This is a genomic window from Gracilibacillus sp. HCP3S3_G5_2 (genome assembly GCF_052063305.1).
GTDB lineage: Bacteria > Bacillota > Bacilli > Bacillales > Amphibacillaceae > Gracilibacillus.
In genome coordinates this window covers 1-26,519 of record NZ_JBQHXU010000011.1, presented here as the reverse complement: position 1 = coordinate 26,519, position 26,519 = coordinate 1, and the positions used below count along the sequence as shown (strand labels likewise).

Here is a 26,519-nt window from a genome sequence, read left to right as displayed (position 1 = left end):
TTGGTAGCGGCTCAATTTTATTATTCTATTATGGTACTTTCGTGGTAGAATAAAATAAAGATAAAGTATAAAAAAAGTAAGAGTAGGTGACTCTTAAATGGAAATTAAAATATTTCAACGAACTCAACGTGATCTTGCAGCGTCTATTAACCAAGTTATCGATAAATATTGGGAAGATGAAATTGATGAAGTAGCAATGATGGATTTGATTCAAAAATTGTACATAAATAATACGAATAAACTTATGAAGAATGGGAGTTATACCACGATAATTCGTCAACAATGTGGAAAACGAAGACTTGAAGTAGTTGATAAAGTAATCAACCAAATAAATAAAACACAATAGAGAGGAGGGATAGAATAAATGGAATATTCAGCAGGATTCACGAAAGAAAAATGGTCAGAGAATGACATTGCGGTAGTAATCAATCTTATTTTGCAAGGGAAAAATAAGAAAGAGATTTTAGAAGAAGTGACGGAGAATAATTTATTTCAATTAAGAAGTCCTTTGAGTATAAAAAATAGATTTAACATGGTTTATAATCGTGCAGCTTCCTTAGACGATGAAATGAAACAGCACTTTTTACGAGCGAATGATTATGATCGAAAGGCATTAACGTTGTATACCTTTCTTCAAGTTTATCGAATACCATTAGAATTTTATATAGAAGTTATTGTTTATAAGTATGAACAACAGGAACCACTGTATCGTAATGATTTTCATTATTTCTTTGAAGGTAAAGCAAGTGTAAGCGAGCGAGTTAATGGATGGAGGCCTGAGACGATTAAACGTCTAATTAGTACCTTAATGTTATTTTTTAAAGAGGCAAAAATGATTGAACAAATTGACCAGACAAAATATACCATTAACCCAATACATATAAGCCGAGATTTAAAAACTTATGCTGAAAAGAATATGCCATTGTTGTATTCTTTTTCAGTTTTAGAAAAGGTGAATGAGTCATGAAGTCTACATATGAACGATTAGAACAAATGGAAAAGCGAATTAACCAAGACGGATTCACCCAACCAAAAGGGATTGGGAGCGATATTCCTCATTTTGTATTGGATTATCCAGCGAAAGATGAGCTACAAGTACGTGTTTATGTAAAAAATATGTTGAAACGCACGTCACTTAAGATAAAGGAAGTAAATCTGTTTGAATTCTTACTTTCATTCTTTGACGAAGATGAACTAGAAGAACTATATGAGTTAACAGAAAGTGAAGGGATGCGTGGATTAATAGATGTAATCGATCCAATTTTAAATGAAGGTAATATTATGTTCCAACAGTTTAAGGATAAAACGGAGGAAGCGGATTTAATTTTTATTACAGGTGTTGGTACCGCTCACCCGTTTCTACGCTCAAGTCAATTACTAAAAATTGTTTCCAGTAAAGGCTATAAAAAGCCGATTGTCTTGTTTTATCCCGGTGAATTTACAGGGCTGAGGCTAAAACTATTTGGCATTTTGGACTATGAAGACGACTATCAATTATCACGTATTTCCTAGGGGGAAAAGGGATGCAAATTAAAGAACTATTTAAAAAAGATATTTTTCGTCCAATTAACAATGTTGTTCAAGCAGAGCAAGTGGACGAAGAGGTAGTAAAAACAGAATTAGATGAATATGTACTGACAGAAGAAAGCGAACATTACTTAGAACGATTTTATCGAAATTATTTAGCAGTATATGACCAGCCTTCAACAAAAATAGGTGTATGGATTTCAGGTTTTTTTGGATCTGGTAAATCTCACTTCCTGAAGATTTTATCTTATTTATTACATAATCAATCCATTAATGGAAAAACTCCTGCCGAATATTTTGAAGACAAGACCAATAATCAAGAATTACTTAACATGATGAAAAAGGTATCTGAGAAAAAAACAGATGCATTACTATTTAATATTGATTCACGTTCCACCTCTTCGTCAAAAGATGCTGAAAAAGAGCGTATCATTGAGGTATTTCTACGAGTGTTTAATAACCATTTAGGGTATTCTGATACACTTTGGGTTGCAGAAATGGAACGTCAATTAGATGAAGATGGAAAGTATGAGGAATTTAAACAAGCGATTCTGGACCAAAATGGTAAACCGTGGGAAGAATTCCGATTAAAAATATTACTACGTAAAAAGAAGGTAATTCAAGCATTAGAAACAGTAGGATACGATCGGGATACAGCTGAAACTTTTTTTGATGTAAGTAGAGAATGGTTTTCGATTGATGCACAACGTGTAGCGGAATTAGTTGCCGATTATTGTAAAAAACAAGGCCCGGATTATCGCATTGTGTTCCTAGCGGATGAAATTGGACAATATATCGGTAATAATACGAGCTTAATGCTAAACCTACAAACGATTACAGAAAAATTAGGTGATTTATGCCAAGGTCAAGCATGGGTAATCGTAACATCACAAGAAAAGCTAGAAGCAACTGTATCAGATTTAGATAGTACAAAAGACTTCTCTAAAATTCAAGGTCGCTTTGAAACAAAAATTAACCTATCAAGTGCGAATACCGATGAGGTTATTAAAAAGAGGCTCTTAGAGAAAACAGAAGTTGGAGAAGATACATTAAAAACCATACATGACCAAGAAGGAAAACTAATTCAAAATAGATTAGCATTTGATAGAACGCACACACAACTCCGTTCAGGTTATCGTAGCATCGATGAATTTGTTTCCTTTTATCCGTTTGTTCCTTATCAAATCGAATTACTACAAATGATTTTTACGAAGATTCGTAACCTGGGTGAAGGAGGACAGCATACATCACGTGGTGAACGGTCATTACTAAAAGCTTTCCAAGAAGCAGCTCAATTAAATGCGAGTGAAAATGTAGACAATATGGTCACCATGGCTGAATTTTATCCATCAATTCGAGATTATTTAGAATCATCCATTACAAGTACGATTGCAAGAGCAGCAGATCGTGCCAAAAATGATGAAGGGTTAACAGAATATGATGTACAAGTATTGCAAGTACTCTATTTAATTAAAGGAATTGATGCAATTAAATCCACTCCAAGTAATATTGCAACCTTGATGGTGGAGACCGTATATGATGAACGTCAGCCTTTAGAGTATAAAATCAAAGAATCATTAAACCGTCTGCAAACCGCGATGTTCATTGAGCAACATGCTGATGGAACCTATTCTTTCTTATCCGATGAAGAACAAGAAATTAATCGTGAGATTCGTGCAGAAGAGTATAACTCAGCTGTAGTTAAAGAGCGGTTAGCAAATCTGTTTTTCAACGTGATGTATCGTCATCCGAAGTACGAATACAAACATAATGAACAAACCAAACACTTTGATTATAATAAACGCTTCGATAATTACGTGAAGGGTCAAATGAATCATGAATTAACGATGCAAGTGTATACAGAAGGTATGACCGATTCAGAAGCAGCACTACAAGCTAATTCTGGTTATCTGATTATTTTATTAGATAAAGAATATGTGGCAGAAGCAGAAAAAGCATTAGCATATATCCAACAAGTTGACAGTTATGTTCGTCGAAAACAATCGAGTACTACAACGCAACAACAGAAACGGATTTTTGAAGCAAAACTAGCAGAAGTGGATGAGTATTCTCAAAAAGCAGAAGAATTGTTAGCTAAAGCATGTGAAAATGCGGAATTCTATATCCATAGTCAGCGCCGAGACTTTAATGGAGATTTTGAACATAAAGTGAATCAAGCAATGGATATGCTCATTCGAAATACATTTACAAAATTTCATTATATAGAAGAACCAATCTCTTTTAGAAATAGTAAACAAGAATGGCAACAGGTTGCGGAAAATTTAGGACAACAAAACCTTTTCAGTGATGTAAATAAAAATGCAGTCGATGAAGTAAAAGTCTTTATCGAAGAACTGGAACGTTATCATGATCAACGAACATTAAAAGAGATTGTACAAAAATATGAAGCAGTGCCTTATGGATGGGAAGAACAAGACACAATTGGTATCTTGTTAGGCCTGATGAATGCAGGAAAAGTCCGATTTACTTATGCAGGTGAACCATTTAATCCGAATTCAGAAAGGTTCTACGATAGATTGGAAAGGATATCTGAACGTGATCGGATTGTCGTAATGCCAATCGTTGAGATGGATGGACAAGTTAAACAGGAACTTATTGTACTAGTGCGTGATTTCTTCTCGTTAACACAGATTTTCGATACGTACGATGCGTATGAAGAAATCATCCGTGAAAAAGTACATGAGGAGTTTGTTGAGCCGATTGAGAAGATTCGTGAAAGAAGACGTCAACAAGATCCTACGAGTGACTATCCATATCCTGGCGAGAGTCATATTCGACGAGTCGTAACAGATACACAAAAATTGTTATCGATACGTGACCCAGAACAATTCTGTCGCACCTTCATTCAGTATGAAGATGATATGGAGGAATGGTTTGATATTATCGAAATGCTTCAAGGATTCTATGAAGGAAATCCAATTGTAAAGTTTGATGAAGCAGTGCAAGTTCTAAAAAATCATCAACAGGATTTAGAAATTATTCATAATGAAGAACTAGAAGATATTGCTCAACGAATGAAACAAATTTTATTGCAAGAAGAACCATCGAAAGATATTAGTCAATTACCAAAGCTAACCGATGATTTAAAGAACATCATCCAAGAAGAAACAGACAAACAAAAACAAGCTGTTTTGGTTCAATCTGATAAATCAATGGGGCAATTAAAAGATTTATATGAACAATACTCCCAATATGAGACAATTACAGCTTATATTCAGTCGAGAATAGACCGTGCAACTCAACTATATGAAAAGATAAAGAACAGTGAACGCATTTCAAGCGCTCGTATTAATCAACAACAGCTTGGTGAACTGGTTGACTCGACAAAATCAAAAGCACGACAAATGTTGAAAGAAATAAGAGAAGAAACAGATACGGTAGAAAGAGAACCAAAACCAATTACAGGTAAAGACCTGTATGATAAGTTTTTCAGTCGTGTAGATACAATTGAAACGGAAGAAGACTTGGAACGTGCAGTTGATTCGCTAAAACGAGAATTATTAAAGGAATTGCAGACGCATTACTTTGTGAAAGCTTAAATTCAGGAGCAGGAATATTATCTGCTCCTCTACATAGTAGGGGTGAAATAAATGAATAAAGCAGAGTTAAAAAAATTTGCTGTAGAAGCGAGACGTGACTTGCTTGAAAAAGTGGCATTGAAGGCAGAACAATATGGGATTACGAAAGAAAATTCTGAGCTAACAATTGAAGAGAATTATGGACAATTAATTGTCAACGGCAAGACATTTCCTCAAGACTTAAAGCACGCCTTACGGACACTACAAAACCGTTTAAATACGGTTGGTTATGGACAATTAATTGAAGAAGTAGCTTATACGTGGTTTAACCGGATTATAGCGATTCGGTATATGGAAGTAAATAACTACTTACCTGACCGTGTCAATGTACTATCCAGTAGCTCTGGCAAGAACGAACCAGATATCTTGCTTCAATATGAAACGATGAATTTGGATGTTGATAGTAAGGAAATCAATATCTTAATTCAAAGAGGAGAAAACGAGCAAGCATATAGGAAACTATTTGTTGCACAATGTAACAACCTAAATAAAGTACTGCCAACTTTATTTGAAAAAATAAACGACTATACTGAGTTACTACTTCCGGATTATTTATTGGATAGTGAATTTATTATTTCTAAATTAATCGATAACGAAGAGTTAACTAATAGTTTTAACGAAGTAGAAGTTATAGGTTGGTTGTATCAATATTATAATGCAGAGCCGAAAGATGCAGTTTTCGCTAAATTAAGAAAGAATAAAAAGGCTGAAAAGAATGAGATACCAGCCGCTACTCAATTTTTTACACCAAAATGGATTGTACAGTATATGGTTGAAAACTCTTTAGGACAATTATGGTTAGAGGCTAATCCGAATTCAGAAATTAAAAAGTCACTCAAATATTACATTGAACCAGCTACTCAAGCTGAAGAAGTAAAGTTGAAACTTGAGGAAATTAGATATAAATCAATTAATCTAGAAGAAATAACAATTATTGATCCATGTGTAGGTTCTGGCCATATATTAGTTTATGCATTTGACTTACTCTATAAAATGTATGAAGAAGCAGGATACTTAAGCAGAGAAATTCCAAAACTTATTCTAGAAAATAATCTTTATGGAATAGATATTGATGAAAGAGCCACTCAAATGGCTTCATTTGTTTTAATGATGAAGGCACGTGAAAAGTCAAGGCGCATTTTTAAGCAAAACGTAAAATTGAATATTTTAGCTATAATTGAATCTAATAACTTGGATTTAGATGGATTAAAAACAATATTAGCTACTAATCAACAAGAGGAAAAAGAGATTGAATTAATTACTTACTTATTTCAAGATGCCAAAAATTATGGTTCATTGTTAACTCCTCCAAAGATAAAATATGAAAAGTATTTGAGTCGTATAGACAATCTTGGTGAAGTTCAAGTTTCAATAGATAATATAATTGCATATGATCAGTTAAAGGATTTTAAAGAAATCTTAAAGCAATCTATAGTTTTGTCCTCACTGTATGATGTAGTAATTACTAACCCGCCATATATGGGGAATAGGGGAATGAATAAATTATTAAAGGAATATGTCAAGAAAAATTACAATAAATCAAATTTTGATTTATATGCTGCATTCATCGAGAGAATTAATGATTTAACTGAAACGTATGGTATAAATAGTTCAATAACACAACACTCTTGGATGTTTTTAAGTAGCTTTGAAGACTTAAGAAAGTACATACTAAATCATTGTACAATTTTAAATTTGGTTCATTTAGGGAGTAAGGCGTTTGATGACATAGGTGGTGAAGTAGTTCAAACATCTTCCCAAACGTTTCGGAAAATTGCAGTGCCTAATTATAATAGCGCTTTTATAAGATTGGTTGATTATAATGATTCACTCTCTAAGAGAGATCATTTTTCTCAAAGTAAAAATAAATTATATATAAATCAAAAAAGTTTCCATAATATTCCTGGCTCTCCAATTGCTTATTGGGCAACTAAAAGGGTAAGAGAAATTTTTAAGGAATCAAATACACTTGAGGAAATAGCAAAACCACGACAAGGTATGGCAACAGCTGATAATGATAGATTTTTACGAAATTGGTATGAAGTTAGTCATAACAGAATTGGATTTGGAATTGAGACAAGTTCAAAAGCTAAACAATCAGATTATAAATGGTTCCCCTATAACAAGGGGGGATCTTATAGGAAGTGGTATGGAAATTTTGAAAAAATTGTTAATTGGGAAAATGATGGATATGAAATTAAAAATTTCAAAGATTCAAATGGTAAATTAAAGTCAAGACCACAAAATCTAGATTATATGTTTAAGGAAGGTATAACTTGGTCATTCGTAAGTTCTTCAAATTTTGGAGTCAGATATACGCCAAAAGGTTTCCTGTTTGATGTAGGAGGATCTTCGTTGTTTCCTGATGAAGATATATATATATATTTAAGTTATCTAGCAAGTAAAGTTTCTCCATATTTTATTTCATTTATAAATCCAACCTTAAACTTCCAAGTTGGAAATGTTGCTAGTCTACCACTTCCAGTTTTGAGCAAAGAATTGAAAGATATGGTGAATAAACTAACAAAAGAAAACATTCATATATCAAAATTAGATTGGGATTCCTTTGAAACTTCTTGGGATTTCAAAAATCATCCTTTTTTACAGTATAAAATAGGTAACACCATATCAAAGGCTTTTGAAAATTGGGGTCAAGAAACTATTAATAGATTTAATAATTTAAAACACAATGAACAAGATTTAAATGAAATATATATTAATTATTTTGAATTACAAGATGAACTTTCTTCAGAAGTAGAAGACAATGAAATTACAATCTCAATAGCCAATCGTGAAAGAGAAACAAGGTCTTTTTTATCTTATTACATCGGATGTGAAATGGGTCGATATTCATTAGACATAGAAGGCTTAGTATATGCTGGTGGAGAGTTTGATGAATCGAAGTACAAGACTTTTAAACCAAACCCAAATGGTCTTATTCTTTTAACAGACGACCACTATTTTGAAAATGATATCATTGTCCGCCTAAGAGAGTTTTTATCGGTTGCCTATAGTCCAGATACGGTAGACGAAAACGTGCGCTGGTTAGCTGAATCATTAAAGATGAAAAAGAATGAATCTCCAGAAGAACGGTTACGGCGTTACTTCTTAGATGAATTTTTCAAAGACCATTGTAAAACATATCAAAAACGACCAATTTATTGGTTAGTTGATTCTGGTAAACAAAAAGGATTACGGACGCTCATTTATATGCATCGATATCAGCCTGATACGATGGCAACGATTCGTTTTGATCATTTGCAGGAGATTCAAGCGAAATATCAAAATGAGATTGAAATGATCGATACACGGTTAGCAAATCCAAGTCTATCTGCTACAGATAGACGTAACCTTGAAAAAGCTAAAATAGCTTACCAGAAGAAGATAGAAGAACTCCAGGAATTTGATAAGCATTTAGCAGTATATGCAAATGAACAAATTGAAATTGATTTAGATGACGGTGTGAAAGTCAACTATGCCAAATTCGATAAAGTTCTAGCAAAGATTAAATAACAGAAAGAGGGAGTTTCCCTCTTTCTCTTTACATAACGAGGTGGAAGTTATGAATGTAATAGAGAAATTACAAGAAAAAATACAGCAAGAGAAAGAAACAAAAGGGCGTGCTATTGTATTTTGGTATGATGCACAAGCTCAAGTGGATGTGGAAGAACTTAAAGAACAATTAGAAGAGGTAGAAGTAAGGTATGTAAATGAGCGTAACTTTTTCCAATTAAAAGTTGAAATAGAACTAGAGAAACCAAATCAATCATTTTTAATCTATACCGATGGGCCAAGACCGGAAGATGCAGATAATATGTTGTTGGATATCTTGTTATACAGTGCTGAATTTAAAGCAGATGAAACTGCTTTGTTATCCGAAACCTTACAAGTGTCAGATCATGTCTTACGTCCAATGATGGAACAATATCCTTTGTTCTTTGGAAGTAAAGAACGTAAAAGGAGATTGACAAAAGTATTACCTCAAAAAGCTGATCAAAACCAATTTGAATTGAGTATGATGGCGGTGGTAACCAAAGCACCTGTGCCGGATATTCGGTTAATTACACGTCAACTTCTTTTACAAGAATTATACATACAAGAAAATGACTTGATGAAACAATTAAAGCGTAACTTTTCATTAGAACGAGCATTCGAAATTATTGGTAGATATTTCGGTATATCCTTAGAACAGACGGAAGAACCATTAGTCGAATTAATGAATGTCTTAATCTATCAACATTTTAAGCGAAACGCGAAGTTTTCTGTTGATGAATGGGAAGATAAGTGGACCTCATCCGCACCTAACGTCTGTGCATTATTTATTGAAGAATGGCTACAACGTAGTGACAAAGAAGTATTAGAAGAGCGCATTAAAGATTGGGAAAGAGTAAATCGATTAAGAGAAGTACTTTCACAACAAGAGTTAGATCATTTCACAATGGTAGATACTTTCCCTGTTGTAGATGCATTGATTATTGAAAAATGTATCGATGAATTTCTTCATCAAATTATTCATGTAAGTGAGCGATTATCTTTAATTGAACAACGGTTACAAACCCATTGGGGATCGAAAGGCCAATTAAATGCCATATATAACACCTTATTCCAAGCAATACGGCTGGAGCAATTGAAATTAACCATTATACGTATGTATAAGGAAGATGATTTATACGAAAGTTACGCAGCATACGTATTTGAAGTTGATCAAGCATATCGTCATTTTATGCATGATTTTACTAAACTAGAATCAAAGGAAATGTTAGAAGAGATTGCAAGCCGATTAACAAATTGGTACGAAAATAAGTTCTTACGTCATATATCAGAAGAGATAAACTATAAGCTAACGGAAGGTTATATATCAACATTGGTGCCACAACGAAGATTTTTTGCGCAACACATACGTCCTATATTGGAAAAAGAACAAACTAGGGTATTTGTTATTATTTCCGATGCTTTAAGATACGAAGCAGCCCATGAACTACATACCCAATTAGAAGAAAGGGAAAATGGAACATCCACGATCCAACCGATGACTGCCAGTTATCCAACATATACACAATTAGGGATGGCATCTCTTTTGCCACATCGAGAACTAACCGTGGATGAGAATAAAGTAGTTTATGCAGACGGTCAATCAACAAAGGGTTTGGATAATCGACGTAAAATCTTACAATCTGTTGAACCACAAACCGAAGTACTTAAATTAAAAGCATTACTCGATATGAAAACGACTGAAGCTGAACAGGTATTACGAGGAAAACGATTAGTTTATTTATACCATGACCATATTGATGCATTAGGAGATTCAGCGAAGTCAGAACGAGAAACCTATGAAGCGGTTCACCAGGCCATTCAAGATCTAAATTATGCCGTAGACCGGTTATCACGACTGCAAGCAAAACGGATTTTTATAACCGCAGATCATGGATTTTTATTTCAATTTAAACAAATTGAAGAATATGGGAAAATTTCAGCTGTGGCAGGTCAAGTAATGGACGGTAATCGTAGATTTGCGATTGGATACCAACTATCAGTTCCTGAAGGAGCAATAAAGTTAAAGGAAGAACAAACCCCATTAAAAAATGTTGAAGTTGTTTTAGCAAAAGGGTTGAACCGATTTAAAACAGGTGGAGGTCTACAATTCATTCATGGCGGTGCATTACCACAAGAAGCAGTTGTACCATTAATCGACTACCGCCGTATTGAAAAAGCACAGCCTGTTGATATTGCAGTAGCGATGGTACAAAAAGTAATTACAAACTACCGTGTGCCGATTTCATTTTATCAAGAGCAGAGTGTGTCCGATGAATATACCTCACGTAAAGTACGTGCAGCGTTCTATCAAGGCGATGAACGTATTTCCAATGAAGTGGAACTCGTATTTGATTTAAAAGGAGAAAATAAGGACCGAAATAGACAAGTTGAATTTAGTTTGATTGAAAAACATTATAAAATTGGTGAGACGTGTACATTAAGAATCGAGCATGTTACGAAGAAAGGAACAGAGCCTTATTTAGAAGAAGAGTTTGTTTTACGCTTATACGAGGCATTGTATTAAGTTTGAGAAGGAAAAGAAGGTGTAATTGTGCTTAAAAAAGGGGAAATTGTAGGAGCTTCCTTTTGGCCAGAGCCGGTTCAGATTAAACATATCGAAACGATAGATGAAGATTTATATTTAGTAGAAGCAGTTGGACGAGAATCCAATCAATTCTTTGAAAACTATCTGGAGAGTTATCAGCTGCATGAAGTGGAGCGATATTCTGAAGAAGACGTATCGGACAATTTAAAGGAGCGTTTTCAGCATTATTTGCAATATCATGTATTAAAAACGGAACGAGAATATTCCCAATCAAGAGCGCGTGGGAATAAGAATATGATCCCTCTTCCGCATCAAATCGAAGCTGTCTATAGCAAAATGCTTCAAGCTCCACAAGTACGTTTTCTGCTAGCGGATGATCCTGGTGCTGGTAAAACGATTATGTCAGGAATGCTAATTCGAGAACTAAAAGCCCGAAATATGGTTCGAAAAACATTAATTTTAGTACCACCTCTTGTGTTGAAACAGTGGCAAGCAGAGTTAAAAGAAAAATTTGATGAGGATTTTTTAATCATTACCCGTGATTATTTAAAAGCATCCGGTGAGATGAATCCATTTGAGATGCACCAACAAATCATTGTATCGATGTATTGGGCTTCTCGTGAGGACATTAAAAATATGATTATAAATGCTCAATTTGATTTAGTGATTGTGGATGAAGCGCATAAAATGGCAGCATATACCGTTGGTCAAAAGAAACGAAAAGTGAAGCGTACAAAAATGTTTCAACTTGGAGAAACTTTATTAAGGCATACAGAACACACCTTGCTATTAACCGCAACTCCGCATAAAGGAGACAAAGAGAATTTTCGTCACTTAATGAGTCTAATTGATCCGGATATATTTTCTAATCTCAATCGAGGGGACTCCATTTTTGAAAAAAGTAACCCTTATGTCATTCGTCGTTTAAAGGAAAATATGGTTAATTTTGATGGCACGCCGTTGTTCCCTAAACGTACGACAAAAACACTAGGATTTAACTTAAGTCCAGCAGAAATTGATTTATATGATGCGGTCACAGAATATGTTCGGCACTATTTTAATCGGGCGAAGAAAAACAATAAACCTAATGTTGCTTTTGCTATGATGATTTTACAAAGACGGTTAAGTTCTTCAACCGAAGCAATTTATCTCTCTTTAGTACGACGAAAAGAACGACTACAACGTGTATTAGAAACAGGGCAAAAAGCAGAACAAATCATGCTAGAATATGAAGATTACGAAGATATATCGTTAGAAGAACAGGAGTTACTAGAGGAATATGCCGAGGGTGAATTTGAAGAACTAGACTATGATGAATTACAAACAGAAATCGAAATGCTGGATCAATTGATTCGCAAAGCAAATGTAATCAGACAAAATGAAAATGAACGAAAATTTTTAGAGCTAGAAAAGACATTGTTTGGTGCAGGCGGTTTATTGGCAAAAGGTGAAAAAATCTTGATTTTTACTGAATCCAAAGATACATTAAATTATCTTGAGAAGAAACTAAAAGCCTATGTACCGGATATAGCTAAAATTGTTGGAGACTTTTCGATGGACCGAAGACAAGAGGAAGTCGAGAAGTTCCGAAATGACGTTCAAATTATGATTGCTACCGATGCAGGTGGTGAATCCATCAACTTACAATTTTGTAACCAAATGATAAATTATGATATTCCGTGGAATCCAAATCGATTGGAACAACGGATGGGGCGAATTCATCGTATTGGTCAGAAAAATGAGGTATTTGTATTTAACTTAGTTGCCACTAATACTCGTGAAGGTGATGTGTTAACAAGATTGTTAACGAAAATGGAACAAATGCGTGAAGACCTTGGACAAGATCTAGTCTATGACTTTGTTGGCGAAGTTCTAGAGGATAAACAAGCAGATTTATCTTCCGTTATGGAAAAAGCCATCTTAGATCGTGAAAATTTAGATGAAATCATCGAGCATATGGAAAAAACATTATCAGAAGAACATAAGCGACTGCTTGAACTTGCCCAAAATGAACGTTTAGACGACAATTTTGATTTGCCAGGTGCGAAGCGTTCATTTGATGAAGTATCCATGCATAGTGTTCCAACACGCTTTTATGGACGTTTTGTTGTTAATGGATTAAAAAATACTAGAACACGAATGAGTGTATCGAATGACCAAACCATAGCTCGGATTGATCGTTTCCCAAAACGTATTCGTGACTTTGCACGTGATCAAAAGTTGATGTTTCAATTTGATAACTCCATACGCTTTGCTCTTACCTCAGCAAAAGAAACGGATAAACTCCCAATGATCGAGAACGATGATCCATTGTTTAACTTAGTCATGAAGTTAACCGCAAAAGAAATGCAGCAAACCATTCTGCCGTTATATGAAGTAAATGCTTCCATAACGGAACCAATGATTATGGAGTTAAATCAAGTTTCGATTATTGACGGTAATGGTAGAGAGCTGGAGCAGAAGTTGATGTTAACCGGTAAACGTGAAAATGGTGAGTTTGTCCAAATATCACCATACTTACTTTTTCACCAATCCTTAGAAGTAATCAAGACCTATGAGAATGAGGATCAAGATATTAAACGATATGTCATTCAACAAGCTAGAAAATTACTAAAAACTACACAAAGAAAGCGCGAGGAATACACTAATAGAAAACGTGTTTTCCTTAGAAAATCATTTGAAAATCAAATGGAGACTCTGCAAGAACGTTTACAAAAATATCAAGAGGAAAATGTCGGTGGTAAAAACAGTGCTTTAATTAATCAAACCTATGCTCAAATAGATGAGATGGAAGATCGAAGTAAAGAACGTTTGAATGCGATAGATCGAGAACGTTCGATTCAATTAAAACCAGTAAAGCGAATTGCTCAATTTAAAGTAACGCCTACTAATGTAGAATGTGGTCGAGTTATATCAGATGATTATTTACATGTAATAGAAGAATATGAATTGAGTCAAGGTAGAATAAATATTCGAAAACAGCCTTCTTTCGGATTAATTGATTTTATTAGTGAAGAAGCAGATGGAGAAAGTCGTTTAATTGTCGTAACGAATGATATCAAACAATTCCAACGACAATCGGTAGAAGGGGATTATGAGGCTATTAAGAGTAAAGTGTATGTCTATGAAATCGTAGATAATAAAGTAAGAGAACATCACTTTATTCGAATTGTCCAACAGAAACTGCTTTTATAATAGTTAGTTGTCCATGAATTCAATAAAGAAAAATAAAATCCACCCGTTTAACTTTGTAGGAGAAGTTAGGGTGGATTTTTTGATTCACCTATAGTTCCATTCTAACAGAAACATCATTGTAGTTCATATTTTCCGTTTTGATACACTTTATAACTTTCGAGGGTACCAGAACCACCAGCTTCTTTCAGTTCTTTTGAATATAATGTTATCGTGTAATAAGAACCTTGTGCATCTTCTTCTAAGGAACCACCCATGTCATCAAAAATAATATCCTCATTATTTTCCATTTCTAATTCCTTTGCCAAATATTGAATTGCTTCACTTCCGCTAGAAAGATGAATGCTTTCTTCCTTTATTTGATTATTCGAAGGGTCTGCTTCTATATTACTATCATTGGTTTCGGACGTATTAGTATCATTTTCAATGGACTGGGTGCTATTTTTATTTACAGTGGTGTCTTCACTGTTTGAATTAGATCCATTCGATACAATTGGTTTTTCTGGATCTGTAGAATAATCATTTGGTTGTTCTTCTACGGTTTCTTCTGTGTCCTGTTCATTTGCTGCATCACTACTAGGTTCAGAACCACATGCGGTCATAACAGCTAAAATCATCGCTATTAATCCAGCTAGAAAGATTTTTTTCTTCAAGATCTATCACGACTCCTTTCCAGATTTGCAAACTTCATTATTTCAAAATTTATTTATACCTGAAATATTCATAGCTACAAATCCCATTTGATAAAATTTGTTAAATTAGTTGAACATAACGGTATTTAATTAAGAACCGTAGCCAATTCATAAAATAACTGAATTTTCAATAGAACAACTCTGGTATTTTGGGCATACTTCCCCCTTGACTGAAAAATTTATTTTTTTCAGTTATGAGAAGTATTCTATTGGTCATTCCAATTGTAGTTTTTGAATTCGATTCAGTACATCCCAAAAGAAATTTTGATACACAAAACTCGATGATAGTTTGAAGTAAAGGGATCTGCCTGATTTCACGACTTTACTTGCCGCTTTAATTAACCGAGTACGTATCGTATCAATTTGCATAGTTTTTTGACCTTCCGGAAAACAAAGAGTTCGTAACCAATTGGTCAAATTATATGCAAGAAGTGTTAACATCATTTTTACTTCGTTCACTAGAAAAGCGTGGCTATTCATATGATCAAAGTAAAAGCCATTTTTTGCTTCTTTGATATAGTTTTCCATCGTCCCTCTTTTTTGATAAGCTCGGACGATATCTTGAGGAAAAGCTAATTCAAAGTTAGTAACAAAAAAGGAATGGGTAAAGAACAGCTCACCTGCAGGACGTACCGATTGAATAATCACCCTTCTTGGTTTTGACCATGATTTTGCTTGGTAAATCGTTTCTTCATAATAGGTTTCCGTCTTGGAAACATCTAAAGGTGCGGAAGAAGGATGGTATTCCTTCGCTAAACTTTGTAGTTGTGAATTCGATTTCAACCGAATAATATACAAAACAGATTCTTCTTCACACAGATCGTATAATCCCGGAACAGCAAACCCGCTATCTCCACGAAGAAACAGGGTAGTTTCCGGAAACATTTCGTTATAATGTTTAATGAGAGGCCGAATAAATTCCACCACACCATTTGATGTATAAACATTTCCGGGACGGAGTTGTGCTTTCAAAAAGTCACCAGTCGCACCATCAAAGGCGACTAATGGATGAAAACCCATCGTGCCATAATGAGTATTATATGACGAAGATTCTTGGTCCCCATATGTATCCGAATGAGTCGAATCCAAGTCGATAAATAACTCTTTCGATTGTCGAAAACAATGAATCTTATCAAGCATTTCTTGGTTAGCCAGATTTAATTGTTCAATTGAATCTTTATCAAATCGTGTATAAAAGCGAGACAAACTGGGCTGGGAAGCAAGTGTTGGAGTTTCAATGATTTCCTTAAACACAGGATCATGAGTCAACTGATCAGCCGCATCATCTTCCGCATACCCGGCAATGATTTGATAGACTTTTTGACGTAACAAGTTTTCATTTGAATGAAGATAATATTTCCTTGAATCGTTAGGTCTCAAGTACTTAACTAAAGTCTTTGAAAAACCAATTTTTTCATCGAATTCTCTAAAAAGAAACTCACCTGTATTATCGGAGGAAAGAGAACCTCCATCATTTGACAATTTAATTTTATGATTGAAATCAAGTGTTTTTTGCGTTAAAGTAACCATATAAAGAGTCCTTTCTGTTTGGTTTTTGTTTTGGTTACTTTAACTTTAACAGAAATGGATTCTTTTTTCATTTTTTTAATGAATTACAATAAAGCCGAAAAGGCTTGGTAATCCATAAGTTATAATAAGTTTCTGAATTTCTGTGAATAATTCAGGTTATATTTTCAACATCATATTTATAGATATTTATTACTATTTTTAACTATAAGAGTTGGAATTGAATACACATAACGCTAGATTTCAACAAGGCTCTAATCTTAGATATATATCTTCACTACCCATTATTTATACTTTAGTATGGAAGTAAGTATATATATTTTAAATAAAAGTAGGAGAAAGATAAAATGGATATTTTAATACCAATTTTGATAGGCTTTCTTGCGAATATGGTGGTATTTGTATTTAGTTTATTAATAGTAAAAGACAAAACAAGAGCTGCAAATATAACAATTGTATTCTTTGTGTCCGTTTTACTTAGTTCCTTTTTTATCGGTAGATGGATTGGAATGGGGTTAGGTGTTATTAGTTTTGGAATGCTGATATTTTCTGCATGTATGTATATTTATATTCTTAACGAACGCAAGTAGCGAAATAAATGACATAGAAGACTTTAAAGAAATTTCTTCAAAGACTTTTGAGTTTAATAGTATTCCATTTCTTCTCGAATGAATCTTATCAGTAATTGGATCTCTTTACTATCTAGGTTTGCTAATAATTCCATGACAATCTAGGCTTCTTCTGCAAATATTGCACTCCCTAGAATACTCTGTTTTAAAGCAGGTTTAATATCATTTACTATCATCAAATCTATCGACTTCTGAAAACAATCCTCAAGTTCAAATTTTAATTCTATATATGATCAAAAGATAGGTCCGAATCGTTAAACTCAACGATTAAATCAATATGCTTGATTCATTTTGCTTTTCGCGACTATATGAACTGAACAACTCAATTCGCTTGACGCCATATTTTTGTTTCCATTTGTTCAAGTTTCTTGATAATTCAGCAAGGGTTTTTTGCTGCAATAACACACCATTACCGCCATTTTTGATATAATATCCTCAGAAAAATTTAGTATTAATATTGAGTAAACCATATTTTGAAACATATTATTGCGTATTGGAAGATAATTGGAATGGAAATTATTTTGCCGGGATTATAAAGAACATCGCATACGTTGATACAATTGATCACAAAGTTTCCAGAGCAAAAGGCGGCAGCACCCCACAAAACTGTGTTTGTACTTGCATTAAGTGCAATCAAGATAAAGATGACATGGAGTATGAGGGATTTATAGGTAGCGTAGAATTGAATGGACAGGTTTAAGTGGGCAAAAAATGAGGGATGAACGGTGTTATGTGATGTTCTTGAAGAAAAGCGTGATGTAATCATAAAAATCGGAAAGAAGCATGGGATTGATAATATACGAGTATTTGGATCGGCAGCAAGATTGGAAGATGGACCAAATAGCGACCTTGATTTACTAGTTGATATTGATCCAGAAAGAAGTTTATTTGATCTGATTCGGTTTAAACATGAACTGGAAGATCTACTTGGTATAAGTGTTGATGTTGTTACAGAAAATGCCATTCATTGCAGTATAAGACAGGCTATATTAGCAGAAGCTGTTCAACTGTGAAAACATACAAGTAAAAGCCGGGCCTTCACATTTATTAGCTGAGATGTAGTCTCTCCAATCATTGCTCCCGTTAATTCACCATTTAAATCACGGAAATATGCATTCGCTACATTTTTATCTCCAAATATTTTGCCGGCTACATAATGTCTCCTGCTATCAAAACCAACAACATATTATTTCATTCCCGCTCCCATTCCCCTCCACAATCAGGACACTGCCACTTCAGGGTTCGGTCTTCCTCACGACTATAAATTGCAATCTTTCGTGAACCGTGCGTCGCACTACCATAGTGATGACGTATTTTTTCTGGGATATCTTTTCCTTGCAGATCAGCATTGCAATATGGACAGAACTCTTTGTTATCTCTAGGTTTATTCATCAATTACCCACCTTTCAAATGTAGAGTTGTTGATAACTGTGTTTCTCCCACTTCCTTGTTACACGATTATATCGGTAATTTTAGCTTCTGATAGTTACTGAACATACTTCCTAAGCAATTCTATTATTTCTGATTGATAATGGCTATCCCAGCCACTAGATGCCCTTTTAAAACAGGTACTATCTACTACTGCACCATGTTGTAATAGAAGTTCCGCAATATCATAAAAACCAAAATAGCAGGCAATGTGAAGTGCAGTTCTACCTAGTTTATCTTTCTTATTGACATCGACACCATGATGAATAAGCCTATTGGTAAAGGTGAAATTATTTTCATGAACCGCCCAATATAAAAGGGTTTGTTCATTTATTTCCTCATTCACGTCATGTGTTTTTAAATATTCGTCTAAATCTGATACATTTTCATTTCGCAAAAGCATGAAATAGTCCACTTCTGAACACCTCTTTCACTTTTCAATAAATCATACTAAGAAAAAGAGTATTGTTGGATACTATTCCACTCTTACTTTTTATGATTAAACCATTTATCCCACAGTTCATGAAACACGAAGTTGTACTTAATCATCACTCCATAACCAACAATTAAACCTAAAATTAAAAAAGGGTGTATTGGTTGATTTAAAATCAGATTTACAATAACTAAATAGGTTGCTGCTACATTCAGACTGATTGCCATCGCATTGATGTAAAAAATAAGTTTAAAGAAGTCCATTAACTTCACCTTGCTTTGGATTCGTATGATTTCATTATTACATACTAAGCTATTTACAATCTATTATGAATCAATAAATATCAAATGTATACTCCATTTCCTTAACTGGGCAGTTCATGGTCATAAATGTCCAATTTAAAGGCATGAATAAGAACAATGCTTGATATTTAGTGGAATGGAGTGGGTTATACAGTTTGTTTAGCCTATTTTTACTCCCACTGCGTTATTGTTAAGTGAAGCGTTATTTAGTTACACTAGCATTTTCCTTCTTTCAATTAATCTTATACTTTCATATCATTCAAATTCAAAGATGTTTTAAAAAAATAGATTTTGAAGATAGTTACAAGAAGGCTTAAAATACAGAATGTTACAAGTTAGAATAATAATGTAATGATATTTTTATTTACTTTTACTTAATCAATAACAAAATTAAAGGCCTTTTGGGTCCATAGAATTGGTTAAAAATCATCGGTAAGATGTGCGGCGATTACGATCGTTAGCACTCTTATCGATGTTTTTTATTTTATAAAAATGAATGAAATGGAGGAGTAGAACATGGAATCTTACTACATCGTAAAAAGTACGAAGGAAAAGGATGAATTATTTACAGTAATTGATGCAGAGTCTTTAGAGGAGGTACAAGCTATTTTTCGAATCCGGTACAAAGAGGAAGTAGAGAAGATGGGAAGTGGTGATTCCTTCTATTTTTTCTCTGCAAAAGAGGAGTTAAAGTTTGATGAAAGTAATCGATTAATCTTTCCAGACGGGGGAATGATTGGTATGCATAGTATATAAGAAACAGAATAGGAGATGGCTGCTGTCAAAGGACAGTGGTCATCTCTTTTTGTTTCGAATGTTGGTTACTATTAATCGTTTCCTATTAAATTTGTCTATATCAAACAAGCTCTCTTTATCCTATAAAAATAGACTTAGGTAAACGTTACGGATGATAGTAACTAGTCCTAGTAACGAGGATGTTTAGGACATAGTGTCCTAAACATTTGAAATAGCTTTCTAGTTATTAACCGGAAAGATTTTTTATTTGACGTATGCTACAATAGAAAAAAATTTGTTTAATTCAAACAAGCGAAAAAACAAAAAGATTGACTTTTGCTTAATGGGGTGAGTTTTTTGGAAAAGATATTTGTGAGATTGTGTAGTTGGTTAGGATTTATACTCTTATTGCTTGCGGTATCAAGTGATTTTATCGGCGTTTCCTTACTAAGTTCACCATTTATTACTTTTTATTTAATTAGTGTTATAGGTTTAATTGTCGCGTGTATGGGTTGGGTTTTATTAAGGTTTAATGAAGTTGATTCAATTACTAAAGTGGTTGGGAAACTTGGACTGTTTGGTAATTTAACCGTTGTCATTTTGTTTTTTCCGCCACTCTTCCATTTTTGGGGAACATTCATTTTTGGTCCTTGACTCTCTATAATTCGTATAAAATTTGTCGAAATATAAAGCGGGCGTCAATTTATACGCTATTTCTATTGCCAGTAACTGTTCCAGTATGTGCTGTAGCTCTCATAGTTTTGTCTAAAATAATTCTTTTTGTTTCAAAGAGAACAAGCACACTCTAAAAGTTATAAATATATTGAGTGGTTTTAAATCTGTTTGTACTATTGTAAGACTATTGTCAAAATTGGTCCAAAAAAATCATTGATATTAAGTCATTTTAGATTTTCTTAGAGTATTATTGTTGTGTATTTCGTGCGGATTTATATTGCAAAAAAGCGATAATATCAGGGATTGTTCGATGTAAGGGCTATGAGCTTGTTCATAACCTCAAGTGGGTATGTTATGGTATACCCAATTAAGGTTATGAAACTGTAATTAGAAACACAAGAAAAACTATAGGTTACTGAGAATCAAACATAAATTGGGTTGAAATTTACTCCAAATACGCTCGAATGTTGATTAGGAATGGATTTTTATCGGAATAAGACAAGAATTAATTCCAAACTTGAATTGAATTCGACCATCATAATTAAAGTATTTAATGAGAAATTGATAGGAATATAAAGTGCATTTATTCAAATAAATCAACAATAATTATTAGAATATGACCTTTTCAAAGTTATAATATTTAAAACTTTGAGGAGGTATGTCAATGTTAATTGAAGAGGTTATTGAAAGACTGAACGAAGGTCAAAAATTGGAAGAATTAGCAGAACAACTAGGAATGAGTCCAACACAATTAAAATTAAAATTAACTAATGCAGCTGTTGAATACGATGAAAAAAGTTTTGAGTGGGTGTATAGAGGTATTGTCAAAGAAAAATCACTAACAAGAGATATTACTAAAACGATTAAGCGGTTAAAAGAAGATAAACCTTACATTAAAGTAAAGGAAAATCGTAGAGATTACGGCGATGAAAATAGGGATAAGTATTTAACTCTATTTAGGGATTACTTAGAAATAGATCAAGATTCACTTTCAGAAAAAAAGACGTTCTTTTTAACAGAAAATCTATATAAGACAATTAAGCAATTAAGCAAAGAAAAATCTATGAAAATCAATGTGCTTGTAAACCTTTTATTAACCATGGGTTTAGATCATTATGGTATTGGTATTAAGCAGAATTCAGAGGAAGATTAATAAAACCCGAAATAAAGAATCTTGGTACAAGAACTTAGACTCTTTATCTAATTAGAATTTGCGATTCGTATAAATTACCTAACTAAACCTAAAGTTTTTACACAAATCCCGTACTGAGTTAAGTAAAAAAGTTTTTGTATAAAAAGATGAAAAATATATTTCGTATTTGTTTTTTCTTTCTACTCATACTAATTAGCTTTCACAAAAGCGTGCGGACTATCAGAAGAGATTACAACAGCCAGCATTTTAAAATGCTGGCTTATTGCAATTCATTAGACAACTAATTAAAGATGTAATATACATTATAACCTACTATAGAAATTTTTCTACTTATAAGTATCACGTAATATATTAGGATATCGATACGGTTTTAAATGATGAAATTGTGTTAAATGTTTGTGCTAAAGAGACAGTCAAAGAAATTTCTTGAGCTTTTACTTAATAATTAATGATAAGAAGGGGACATCTTTACAGGATGTTGCCTTCTTTTTGTATTCTTTCTAGTGGTATTTCTAGTATTTGAATATTTAGCGATAGCTCCCATACCATAATTTGGTTTATTAAGAATGTTATAATAGTATTTAAGAAGGGATAAGAAATTTAGGAAATGAATATGATTTGGATGGGTTTATCAGAGGAGGTTTTAAAATGACAGTTTGGTTATTTCGTGCAGGTAAACAAGGAGAATTTGAAAATAAATTCCTAGATGATGGAAGAGTCTATCTTACCTGGGATGACCTTAATATCAATCTAAAAATAATTGAATCTAAAGAAAGCCTATATAAAAGCTTAATACAACATTATGATCTGGATAAAGAAAAAACAGCAATAAATTGGGCTTCTCAAATTTGGCCTATAGCACATTCAATGGAACTTGGAGATTTAGTTGTATTGCCCTCTAAATTTAATCGTACTATACATATAGGTGAAGTTACGGGTGATTATGTGTATGATGAATTACTTGGAAGTCCCTATTATCATTATCGAAATGTAAACTGGATTGCAAAAGATATACCAAGGGATCGATTTGATCAGGATATATTGTATTCATTAGGAGCCTTTATGACGGTCTGTAAAATACACAGAAATAATGCTGAAGAGCGTATTAGAGAAATGCGTAAAAATAATTGGCATGTACCAAAAAATAAGAATGTGAAGGAACTAGTAGAGGAGAATGAAGAAACGGTTTCGATTGATTTAGAAGAATATATTTATGACCAAATTTCTGAGAGGATTATTCAACGATTTAAAGGACATAAGATGGAAAACTTGGTTGAGGAAATCTTGAAAGCAAAAGGATTTACTACGTATAGAAGTCCAGAGGGTGCGGATCACGGTGTAGATATACTAGCGGCTTCCAATACACTTGGTTTTGGAGATCCAAAAATTTGTGTTCAAGTAAAAACATCTGACACGCCTCTTGATAGACCTACTCTGGACCAATTAATTGGAACTATGAGCAATTATAGTGCTGAATTCGGCTTGTTAGTTTCATGGAGTGGATTTAAATCTTCTGTCACTAAGGAAATTCCTAAGCAATTTTTCAAAGTTCGTCTTTGGGATTCTAAAACTATTATTCAACAAATCTTTGAGAACTATGAAAAACTGAGCGATGAAATCAAAAAAGAGATTCCTATTAAGAGGGTTTGGATGTTGGATAGTGAAGTAGAATAAAACCAATCTTAGAGGTGATAAAATGTCAACACCGGGAATTGGAGATCCATACTGGTACGAATGGTACGTGGGCTTACAACGAGTTATAGAAATGATTAATCCGGATAGCAATATTTCATATGTGATTTTTCAATCAGATATTCATAATACGATTGATGATGTAGTTGTTGGAATTGGCAATATTGAAGAAGTGTGTTTTCAAGTTAAGCATGAGGTTGGAGATGCAGGAAAGGGAAATCTTACATTTTCAAAATTAATAGAAACAACTACTAGGGGAAGTGGAAGTACCAAAATTAGTTTAATAAGAGCATTAGCAAGTGGTTGGAAAGAAGCTAGGGAAAATGGTGTTAAGACTATTACACCCGTCTTATATACCAATAGAAGTTTAGGGGTAAATAGAACTACACGAACTTTTGATGGTGAGAAGTATAGTGCTTTACCTTTAAATGAATTTATTCAAGTAATAAAGTCATATATAGAACAATCAAAATCAATTGTGGAAATTGAAAAATTAATTGATGATAGAGATTTAGCAGTGCAGTGGAATGAATTTAAATCATCAATAGGTGAAGAATTTTTAGAATTAGGTTTTTTAAAATCATTTGTAATGAGAAGTAATGAAGGTTCATTAGAGGAATTAGAAAATTCTATGCTGAAATCTCTACAAGATACATTTAATTGTAATTTAATGATTGCTAAAGGGTTGTTTGATAAGCTTTGTTCCAATCTCAGGATTTGGACAACTACTAGAAGGGGAAATAAAGTAAAAGTAACACTAGAGGATGTTTATGATGCTCTATCACTAAATTTTGATAAAGAGCATGGTGAGCATGAATTACCTTTTCCGACGCCATTTTTTAAAAGCCGTGAAGAATTTGCTGAAAATGTAATTAGAAATATAAAAGAAAAGGATCGGAAGGTAGTAAAGTGGACCCCATCGTCAAGACAACTTTTTTATAAATTTAAGGTGCATTGAGTTTTGCTCCTTCCCATCTTGCCAACCATGCCTTTCATGTGACAGGTTCTGTCGCATGAAAGATAATTTCTCAAAGATGGGAAGGGCAATGACGAACCTGTTTAATTAAAATAAACTGATGATGGTGTTTTATAATCTAGCGATTGATGAGGGCGATTGTAATTATAAAAATCAATGTAATCTCTTATATTTATTCTAGCCTCCCTTGGACTTTCATAATCTTTTAGATATACTTCTTCGTACTTTATGTTGCGCCAAAAACGTTCTATGATAATATTGTCCAAAGCACGTCCTTTACTGTCCATGCTGATTTGAACTTCCTTAGAGTTTAGTAGATTGATATATTTGGGACTGGTAAAATGGCTGCCTTGATCACTATTAAAGATAACGGGTTTAGCTATAGAGAAGGCCCTTTGAACGGCATCTAGGATAAATCCAATTTCTAGGGATTGATCCAGCTCCCAGCTAATGACATAGCGGGAATACCAGTCAATAACCGCTGCTAAGTACATCCAGCTTCGTTGGAGTCGAATGTAGGTAATGTCAATGCTCCAAACGTGATTTGGATAGTTAATGTTCACTCCTTTCAGTAAATATGGATAAATTCGATGTTGTAGATTCCGTTTACTTAAATTTGGACCCGGATAAACAGCTTGAATCCCCATTTCTCGCATGTGACGTTGTACTCTTTTGCGATTGATATTCACTCCTTCTTGGTTTAGCAGTGCTGTTATCCTACGAGACCCATAAAATGGGTATTTTGTATAAATTTCATCGATACGGTGCTTGATGGCTACATCTTCTGCTGAAGGCCCGACTGGTTTATAATAAAGGCTTGAACGGTTAAGGCTTAATAGCTCTGCCTGTTTTGTAATGGATAATTCTGAGTCTTGCCATTCGATCATATTCACACGTTCTTGCCTAGTTGTGGTAGATGCCAGATTTTTTTTTGAGCCACGACAATTGCGTGGTTAATCGGCCTACTTCAGCGTATAGATTTTCAATTTGTTCTTCATAATCAGCTTTCATCTTTTCTTGATCCTTGTTCTGCTTTTGAAACAGTTGCGGCATTTGTTCTAGAAATTGTGTTTTCCATTTCCGCAGCTGATTAACATGAATCCCATATTCAGAGGACAGCTCAGTTAAAGACTTCTCTTCCTTAAGAATTTCCAATACAACTTGTGCTTTAAATTCTGGTGAATATCGTTTCCTTTTTTGTTTCATAAACCTACCTTAACATATCCTTTCTTGCTGTCTAAAATCTTGGGTCCATTATAAAAAATGGATAAAAATAAATCTGCCGATATGGCCCATACAAGAATGTTCCGCAATAAAGGAATTAAATTCATCAAAAAAATGCATGAACGTTTAGACCTGACAAACATAGAGAAAAGTAAAATAGGACATTTGGATATCGAAGTGCATCATTATGGTTACCTAATTCCAATTATTGAGAAAAAGGAAAAGGCTGAGCGAAACATTATGATGTTAGAACAACAAATTAAGACAGGAGAAGATGTTGCCTGGGCCCATTATTATATAGCTTTGGAATACTATAACAAGCAACAATTTCAAAAGGCATTAGAACGTGTGAATTTATCCATTCTCACCTTCTTGACTGAAAAGGTTCTTCCTCCATCTATGGTATACAAATTAAAATATTCTGTCTTAATTGCGACAGGTACATTCGAAACTGCATTGCCTGGAATTGAAAAAGCCATAGCGCTATACCCTGATTATGTCGATCTAAAGTTCTTTAAAGGGGTCATTTTATTTCACTAGCGTTACATTAAATTAATTTTATTATTAAAAATACTCGAAATGTTCAATTTTATTGTTTTGCGCAAAGAAAAAGTCCTTTATAATGGATAAGTCAGGTGGTAAACCCGTCCAAATCC

At 33.7% G+C, this 26,519-nt stretch carries 22 protein-coding genes; 16 read left to right on the top strand and 6 right to left on the bottom strand.

The genetic code is table 11. The features are described from left to right. Nucleotides 1-97 precede the first annotated feature (97 nt). From ACTNEP_RS15975 to ACTNEP_RS15945, 7 genes are read left to right on the top strand one after another with little or no spacing between them, the layout of a single operon-like run. Nucleotides 98-346: a TIGR04540 family protein gene (locus ACTNEP_RS15975; protein WP_047184324.1), complete on the top strand. Its 249-nt coding sequence runs from the start codon at nucleotides 98-100 to the stop codon at nucleotides 344-346. A gap of 18 nt (nucleotides 347-364) precedes the next feature. After that, nucleotides 365-967, top strand: coding sequence for a DUF1819 family protein (locus ACTNEP_RS15970; RefSeq protein WP_441163020.1), 603 nt, complete (start codon nucleotides 365-367; stop codon nucleotides 965-967). Next, nucleotides 964-1,512 carry a BREX protein BrxB domain-containing protein gene (locus ACTNEP_RS15965; protein WP_441163019.1) on the top strand — a complete coding sequence of 183 codons (549 nt, stop codon included), beginning with the start codon at nucleotides 964-966 and terminating at the stop codon, nucleotides 1,510-1,512. Before ACTNEP_RS15970 ends, ACTNEP_RS15965 begins: the two co-directional genes overlap by 4 nt. An 11-nt stretch (nucleotides 1,513-1,523) precedes the next feature. Beyond that, entirely contained in the window at nucleotides 1,524-5,087 is a 3,564-nt protein-coding gene (gene brxC, locus ACTNEP_RS15960) for a BREX system P-loop protein BrxC (protein ID WP_441163018.1), read from the top strand. 51 nt (nucleotides 5,088-5,138) lie between these two features. Then, the gene (gene pglX, locus ACTNEP_RS15955; protein WP_441163017.1) at nucleotides 5,139-8,639 is read left to right on the top strand and encodes a BREX-1 system adenine-specific DNA-methyltransferase PglX; all 3,501 of its coding nucleotides are present in this window, start codon (nucleotides 5,139-5,141) and stop codon (nucleotides 8,637-8,639) included. A 49-nt stretch (nucleotides 8,640-8,688) separates the two neighbouring features. Then, nucleotides 8,689-11,184: a BREX-1 system phosphatase PglZ type A gene (pglZ, locus tag ACTNEP_RS15950; protein ID WP_441163016.1), complete on the top strand. Its 2,496-nt coding sequence runs from the start codon at nucleotides 8,689-8,691 to the stop codon at nucleotides 11,182-11,184. A gap of 27 nt (nucleotides 11,185-11,211) precedes the next feature. Continuing rightward, entirely contained in the window at nucleotides 11,212-14,400 is a 3,189-nt protein-coding gene (locus tag ACTNEP_RS15945; protein WP_441163015.1) for a DEAD/DEAH box helicase, read from the top strand. Nucleotides 14,401-14,513: 113 nt separating this feature from the next. Here the strand turns inward: ACTNEP_RS15945 and ACTNEP_RS15940 are convergent, their stop codons facing one another. Next, nucleotides 14,514-15,050, bottom strand: coding sequence for a hypothetical protein (locus tag ACTNEP_RS15940; RefSeq protein WP_441163014.1), 537 nt, complete (start codon nucleotides 15,048-15,050; stop codon nucleotides 14,514-14,516). Nucleotides 15,051-15,302: 252 nt separating this feature from the next. Continuing rightward, complete coding sequence (locus ACTNEP_RS15935; protein WP_441163013.1) at nucleotides 15,303-16,619, bottom strand: IS1380-like element ISBco1 family transposase; 1,317 nt, start codon at nucleotides 16,617-16,619, stop codon at nucleotides 15,303-15,305. Between the two features lie 344 nt (nucleotides 16,620-16,963). Here ACTNEP_RS15935 and ACTNEP_RS15930 point away from each other — a divergent pair, with 344 nt between their 5' ends. From ACTNEP_RS15930 to ACTNEP_RS15920, 3 genes are all read left to right on the top strand, one after another. Next, entirely contained in the window at nucleotides 16,964-17,206 is a 243-nt protein-coding gene (locus ACTNEP_RS15930) for a YesK family protein (RefSeq protein ID WP_100332646.1), read from the top strand. Nucleotides 17,207-17,702: 496 nt separating this feature from the next. Next, nucleotides 17,703-17,945, top strand: a complete 243-nt coding sequence (locus ACTNEP_RS15925; protein WP_441163012.1) for an HNH endonuclease — start codon at nucleotides 17,703-17,705, stop codon at nucleotides 17,943-17,945. 25 nt (nucleotides 17,946-17,970) lie between these two features. Further along, nucleotides 17,971-18,258 (top strand): nucleotidyltransferase family protein, encoded by a 288-nt coding sequence (locus tag ACTNEP_RS15920; protein ID WP_441163011.1) that lies wholly within the window; start codon nucleotides 17,971-17,973, stop codon nucleotides 18,256-18,258. A gap of 178 nt (nucleotides 18,259-18,436) precedes the next feature. Here ACTNEP_RS15920 and ACTNEP_RS15915 read toward each other — a convergent pair whose 3' ends face one another. The 3 genes from ACTNEP_RS15915 to ACTNEP_RS15905 form a co-directional block, all read right to left on the bottom strand. Beyond that, on the bottom strand, nucleotides 18,437-18,637 hold the full coding sequence (locus ACTNEP_RS15915) for a hypothetical protein (RefSeq protein ID WP_441163010.1): 201 nt from the start codon (nucleotides 18,635-18,637) through the stop codon (nucleotides 18,437-18,439). Between the two features lie 94 nt (nucleotides 18,638-18,731). Beyond that, a complete protein-coding gene (locus ACTNEP_RS15910) occupies nucleotides 18,732-19,088 on the bottom strand; it encodes an ankyrin repeat domain-containing protein (protein WP_441163009.1) in 357 nt (118 codons plus the stop codon). A gap of 71 nt (nucleotides 19,089-19,159) precedes the next feature. Next, nucleotides 19,160-19,369, bottom strand: a complete 210-nt coding sequence (locus ACTNEP_RS15905) for a hypothetical protein (RefSeq protein WP_100332641.1) — start codon at nucleotides 19,367-19,369, stop codon at nucleotides 19,160-19,162. 555 nt (nucleotides 19,370-19,924) lie between these two features. Here ACTNEP_RS15905 and ACTNEP_RS15900 point away from each other — a divergent pair. The 5 genes from ACTNEP_RS15900 to ACTNEP_RS15880 all read left to right on the top strand — a co-directional run bounded on the left by ACTNEP_RS15900 (nucleotide 19,925) and on the right by ACTNEP_RS15880 (nucleotide 24,621). Then, on the top strand, nucleotides 19,925-20,164 hold the full coding sequence (locus ACTNEP_RS15900; protein WP_441163008.1) for a hypothetical protein: 240 nt from the start codon (nucleotides 19,925-19,927) through the stop codon (nucleotides 20,162-20,164). 336 nt (nucleotides 20,165-20,500) lie between these two features. Continuing rightward, nucleotides 20,501-20,797, top strand: coding sequence for a hypothetical protein (locus ACTNEP_RS15895; protein ID WP_441163007.1), 297 nt, complete (start codon nucleotides 20,501-20,503; stop codon nucleotides 20,795-20,797). 685 nt (nucleotides 20,798-21,482) lie between these two features. After that, a complete protein-coding gene (locus ACTNEP_RS15890; RefSeq protein WP_441163006.1) occupies nucleotides 21,483-21,971 on the top strand; it encodes a hypothetical protein in 489 nt (162 codons plus the stop codon). A gap of 648 nt (nucleotides 21,972-22,619) precedes the next feature. After that, nucleotides 22,620-23,645, top strand: coding sequence for a restriction endonuclease (locus ACTNEP_RS15885; RefSeq protein WP_441163005.1), 1,026 nt, complete (start codon nucleotides 22,620-22,622; stop codon nucleotides 23,643-23,645). A 22-nt stretch (nucleotides 23,646-23,667) separates the two neighbouring features. Further along, nucleotides 23,668-24,621 carry a hypothetical protein gene (locus tag ACTNEP_RS15880; protein ID WP_441163004.1) on the top strand — a complete coding sequence of 318 codons (954 nt, stop codon included), beginning with the start codon at nucleotides 23,668-23,670 and terminating at the stop codon, nucleotides 24,619-24,621. A gap of 101 nt (nucleotides 24,622-24,722) precedes the next feature. Here ACTNEP_RS15880 and ACTNEP_RS15875 read toward each other — a convergent pair. After that, nucleotides 24,723-25,845, bottom strand: a protein-coding gene (locus tag ACTNEP_RS15875; protein ID WP_099098695.1) for an IS3 family transposase whose coding sequence is annotated in 2 segments (ribosomal slippage) — nucleotides 24,723-25,572 and nucleotides 25,571-25,845 — 1,125 coding nt in all. Because the reading frame shifts where the segments join, the coding sequence is not laid out codon by codon here. A 57-nt stretch (nucleotides 25,846-25,902) separates the two neighbouring features. Here ACTNEP_RS15875 and ACTNEP_RS15870 point away from each other — a divergent pair. Next, complete coding sequence (locus tag ACTNEP_RS15870; RefSeq protein ID WP_441163003.1) at nucleotides 25,903-26,403, top strand: hypothetical protein; 501 nt, start codon at nucleotides 25,903-25,905, stop codon at nucleotides 26,401-26,403. Nucleotides 26,404-26,519 lie beyond the last annotated feature (116 nt).

Coding starts and splice junctions, on each gene's coding strand:
- ACTNEP_RS15975 (WP_047184324.1), top strand. CDS start 98: ATGGAAATTAAAATATTTCAACGAACTCAACGTGATCTTGCAGCGTCT.
- ACTNEP_RS15970 (WP_441163020.1), top strand. CDS start 365: ATGGAATATTCAGCAGGATTCACGAAAGAAAAATGGTCAGAGAATGAC.
- ACTNEP_RS15965 (WP_441163019.1), top strand. CDS start 964: ATGAAGTCTACATATGAACGATTAGAACAAATGGAAAAGCGAATTAAC.
- brxC (WP_441163018.1), top strand. CDS start 1,524: ATGCAAATTAAAGAACTATTTAAAAAAGATATTTTTCGTCCAATTAAC.
- pglX (WP_441163017.1), top strand. CDS start 5,139: ATGAATAAAGCAGAGTTAAAAAAATTTGCTGTAGAAGCGAGACGTGAC.
- pglZ (WP_441163016.1), top strand. CDS start 8,689: ATGAATGTAATAGAGAAATTACAAGAAAAAATACAGCAAGAGAAAGAA.
- ACTNEP_RS15935 (WP_441163013.1), bottom strand. CDS start 16,619: ATGGTTACTTTAACGCAAAAAACACTTGATTTCAATCATAAAATTAAA.
- ACTNEP_RS15930 (WP_100332646.1), top strand. CDS start 16,964: ATGGATATTTTAATACCAATTTTGATAGGCTTTCTTGCGAATATGGTG.
- ACTNEP_RS15915 (WP_441163010.1), bottom strand. CDS start 18,637: ATGAATAAACCTAGAGATAACAAAGAGTTCTGTCCATATTGCAATGCT.
- ACTNEP_RS15905 (WP_100332641.1), bottom strand. CDS start 19,369: ATGGACTTCTTTAAACTTATTTTTTACATCAATGCGATGGCAATCAGT.
- ACTNEP_RS15900 (WP_441163008.1), top strand. CDS start 19,925: ATGGAATCTTACTACATCGTAAAAAGTACGAAGGAAAAGGATGAATTA.
- ACTNEP_RS15890 (WP_441163006.1), top strand. CDS start 21,483: ATGTTAATTGAAGAGGTTATTGAAAGACTGAACGAAGGTCAAAAATTG.
- ACTNEP_RS15885 (WP_441163005.1), top strand. CDS start 22,620: ATGACAGTTTGGTTATTTCGTGCAGGTAAACAAGGAGAATTTGAAAAT.
- ACTNEP_RS15880 (WP_441163004.1), top strand. CDS start 23,668: ATGTCAACACCGGGAATTGGAGATCCATACTGGTACGAATGGTACGTG.
- ACTNEP_RS15870 (WP_441163003.1), top strand. CDS start 25,903: ATGGATAAAAATAAATCTGCCGATATGGCCCATACAAGAATGTTCCGC.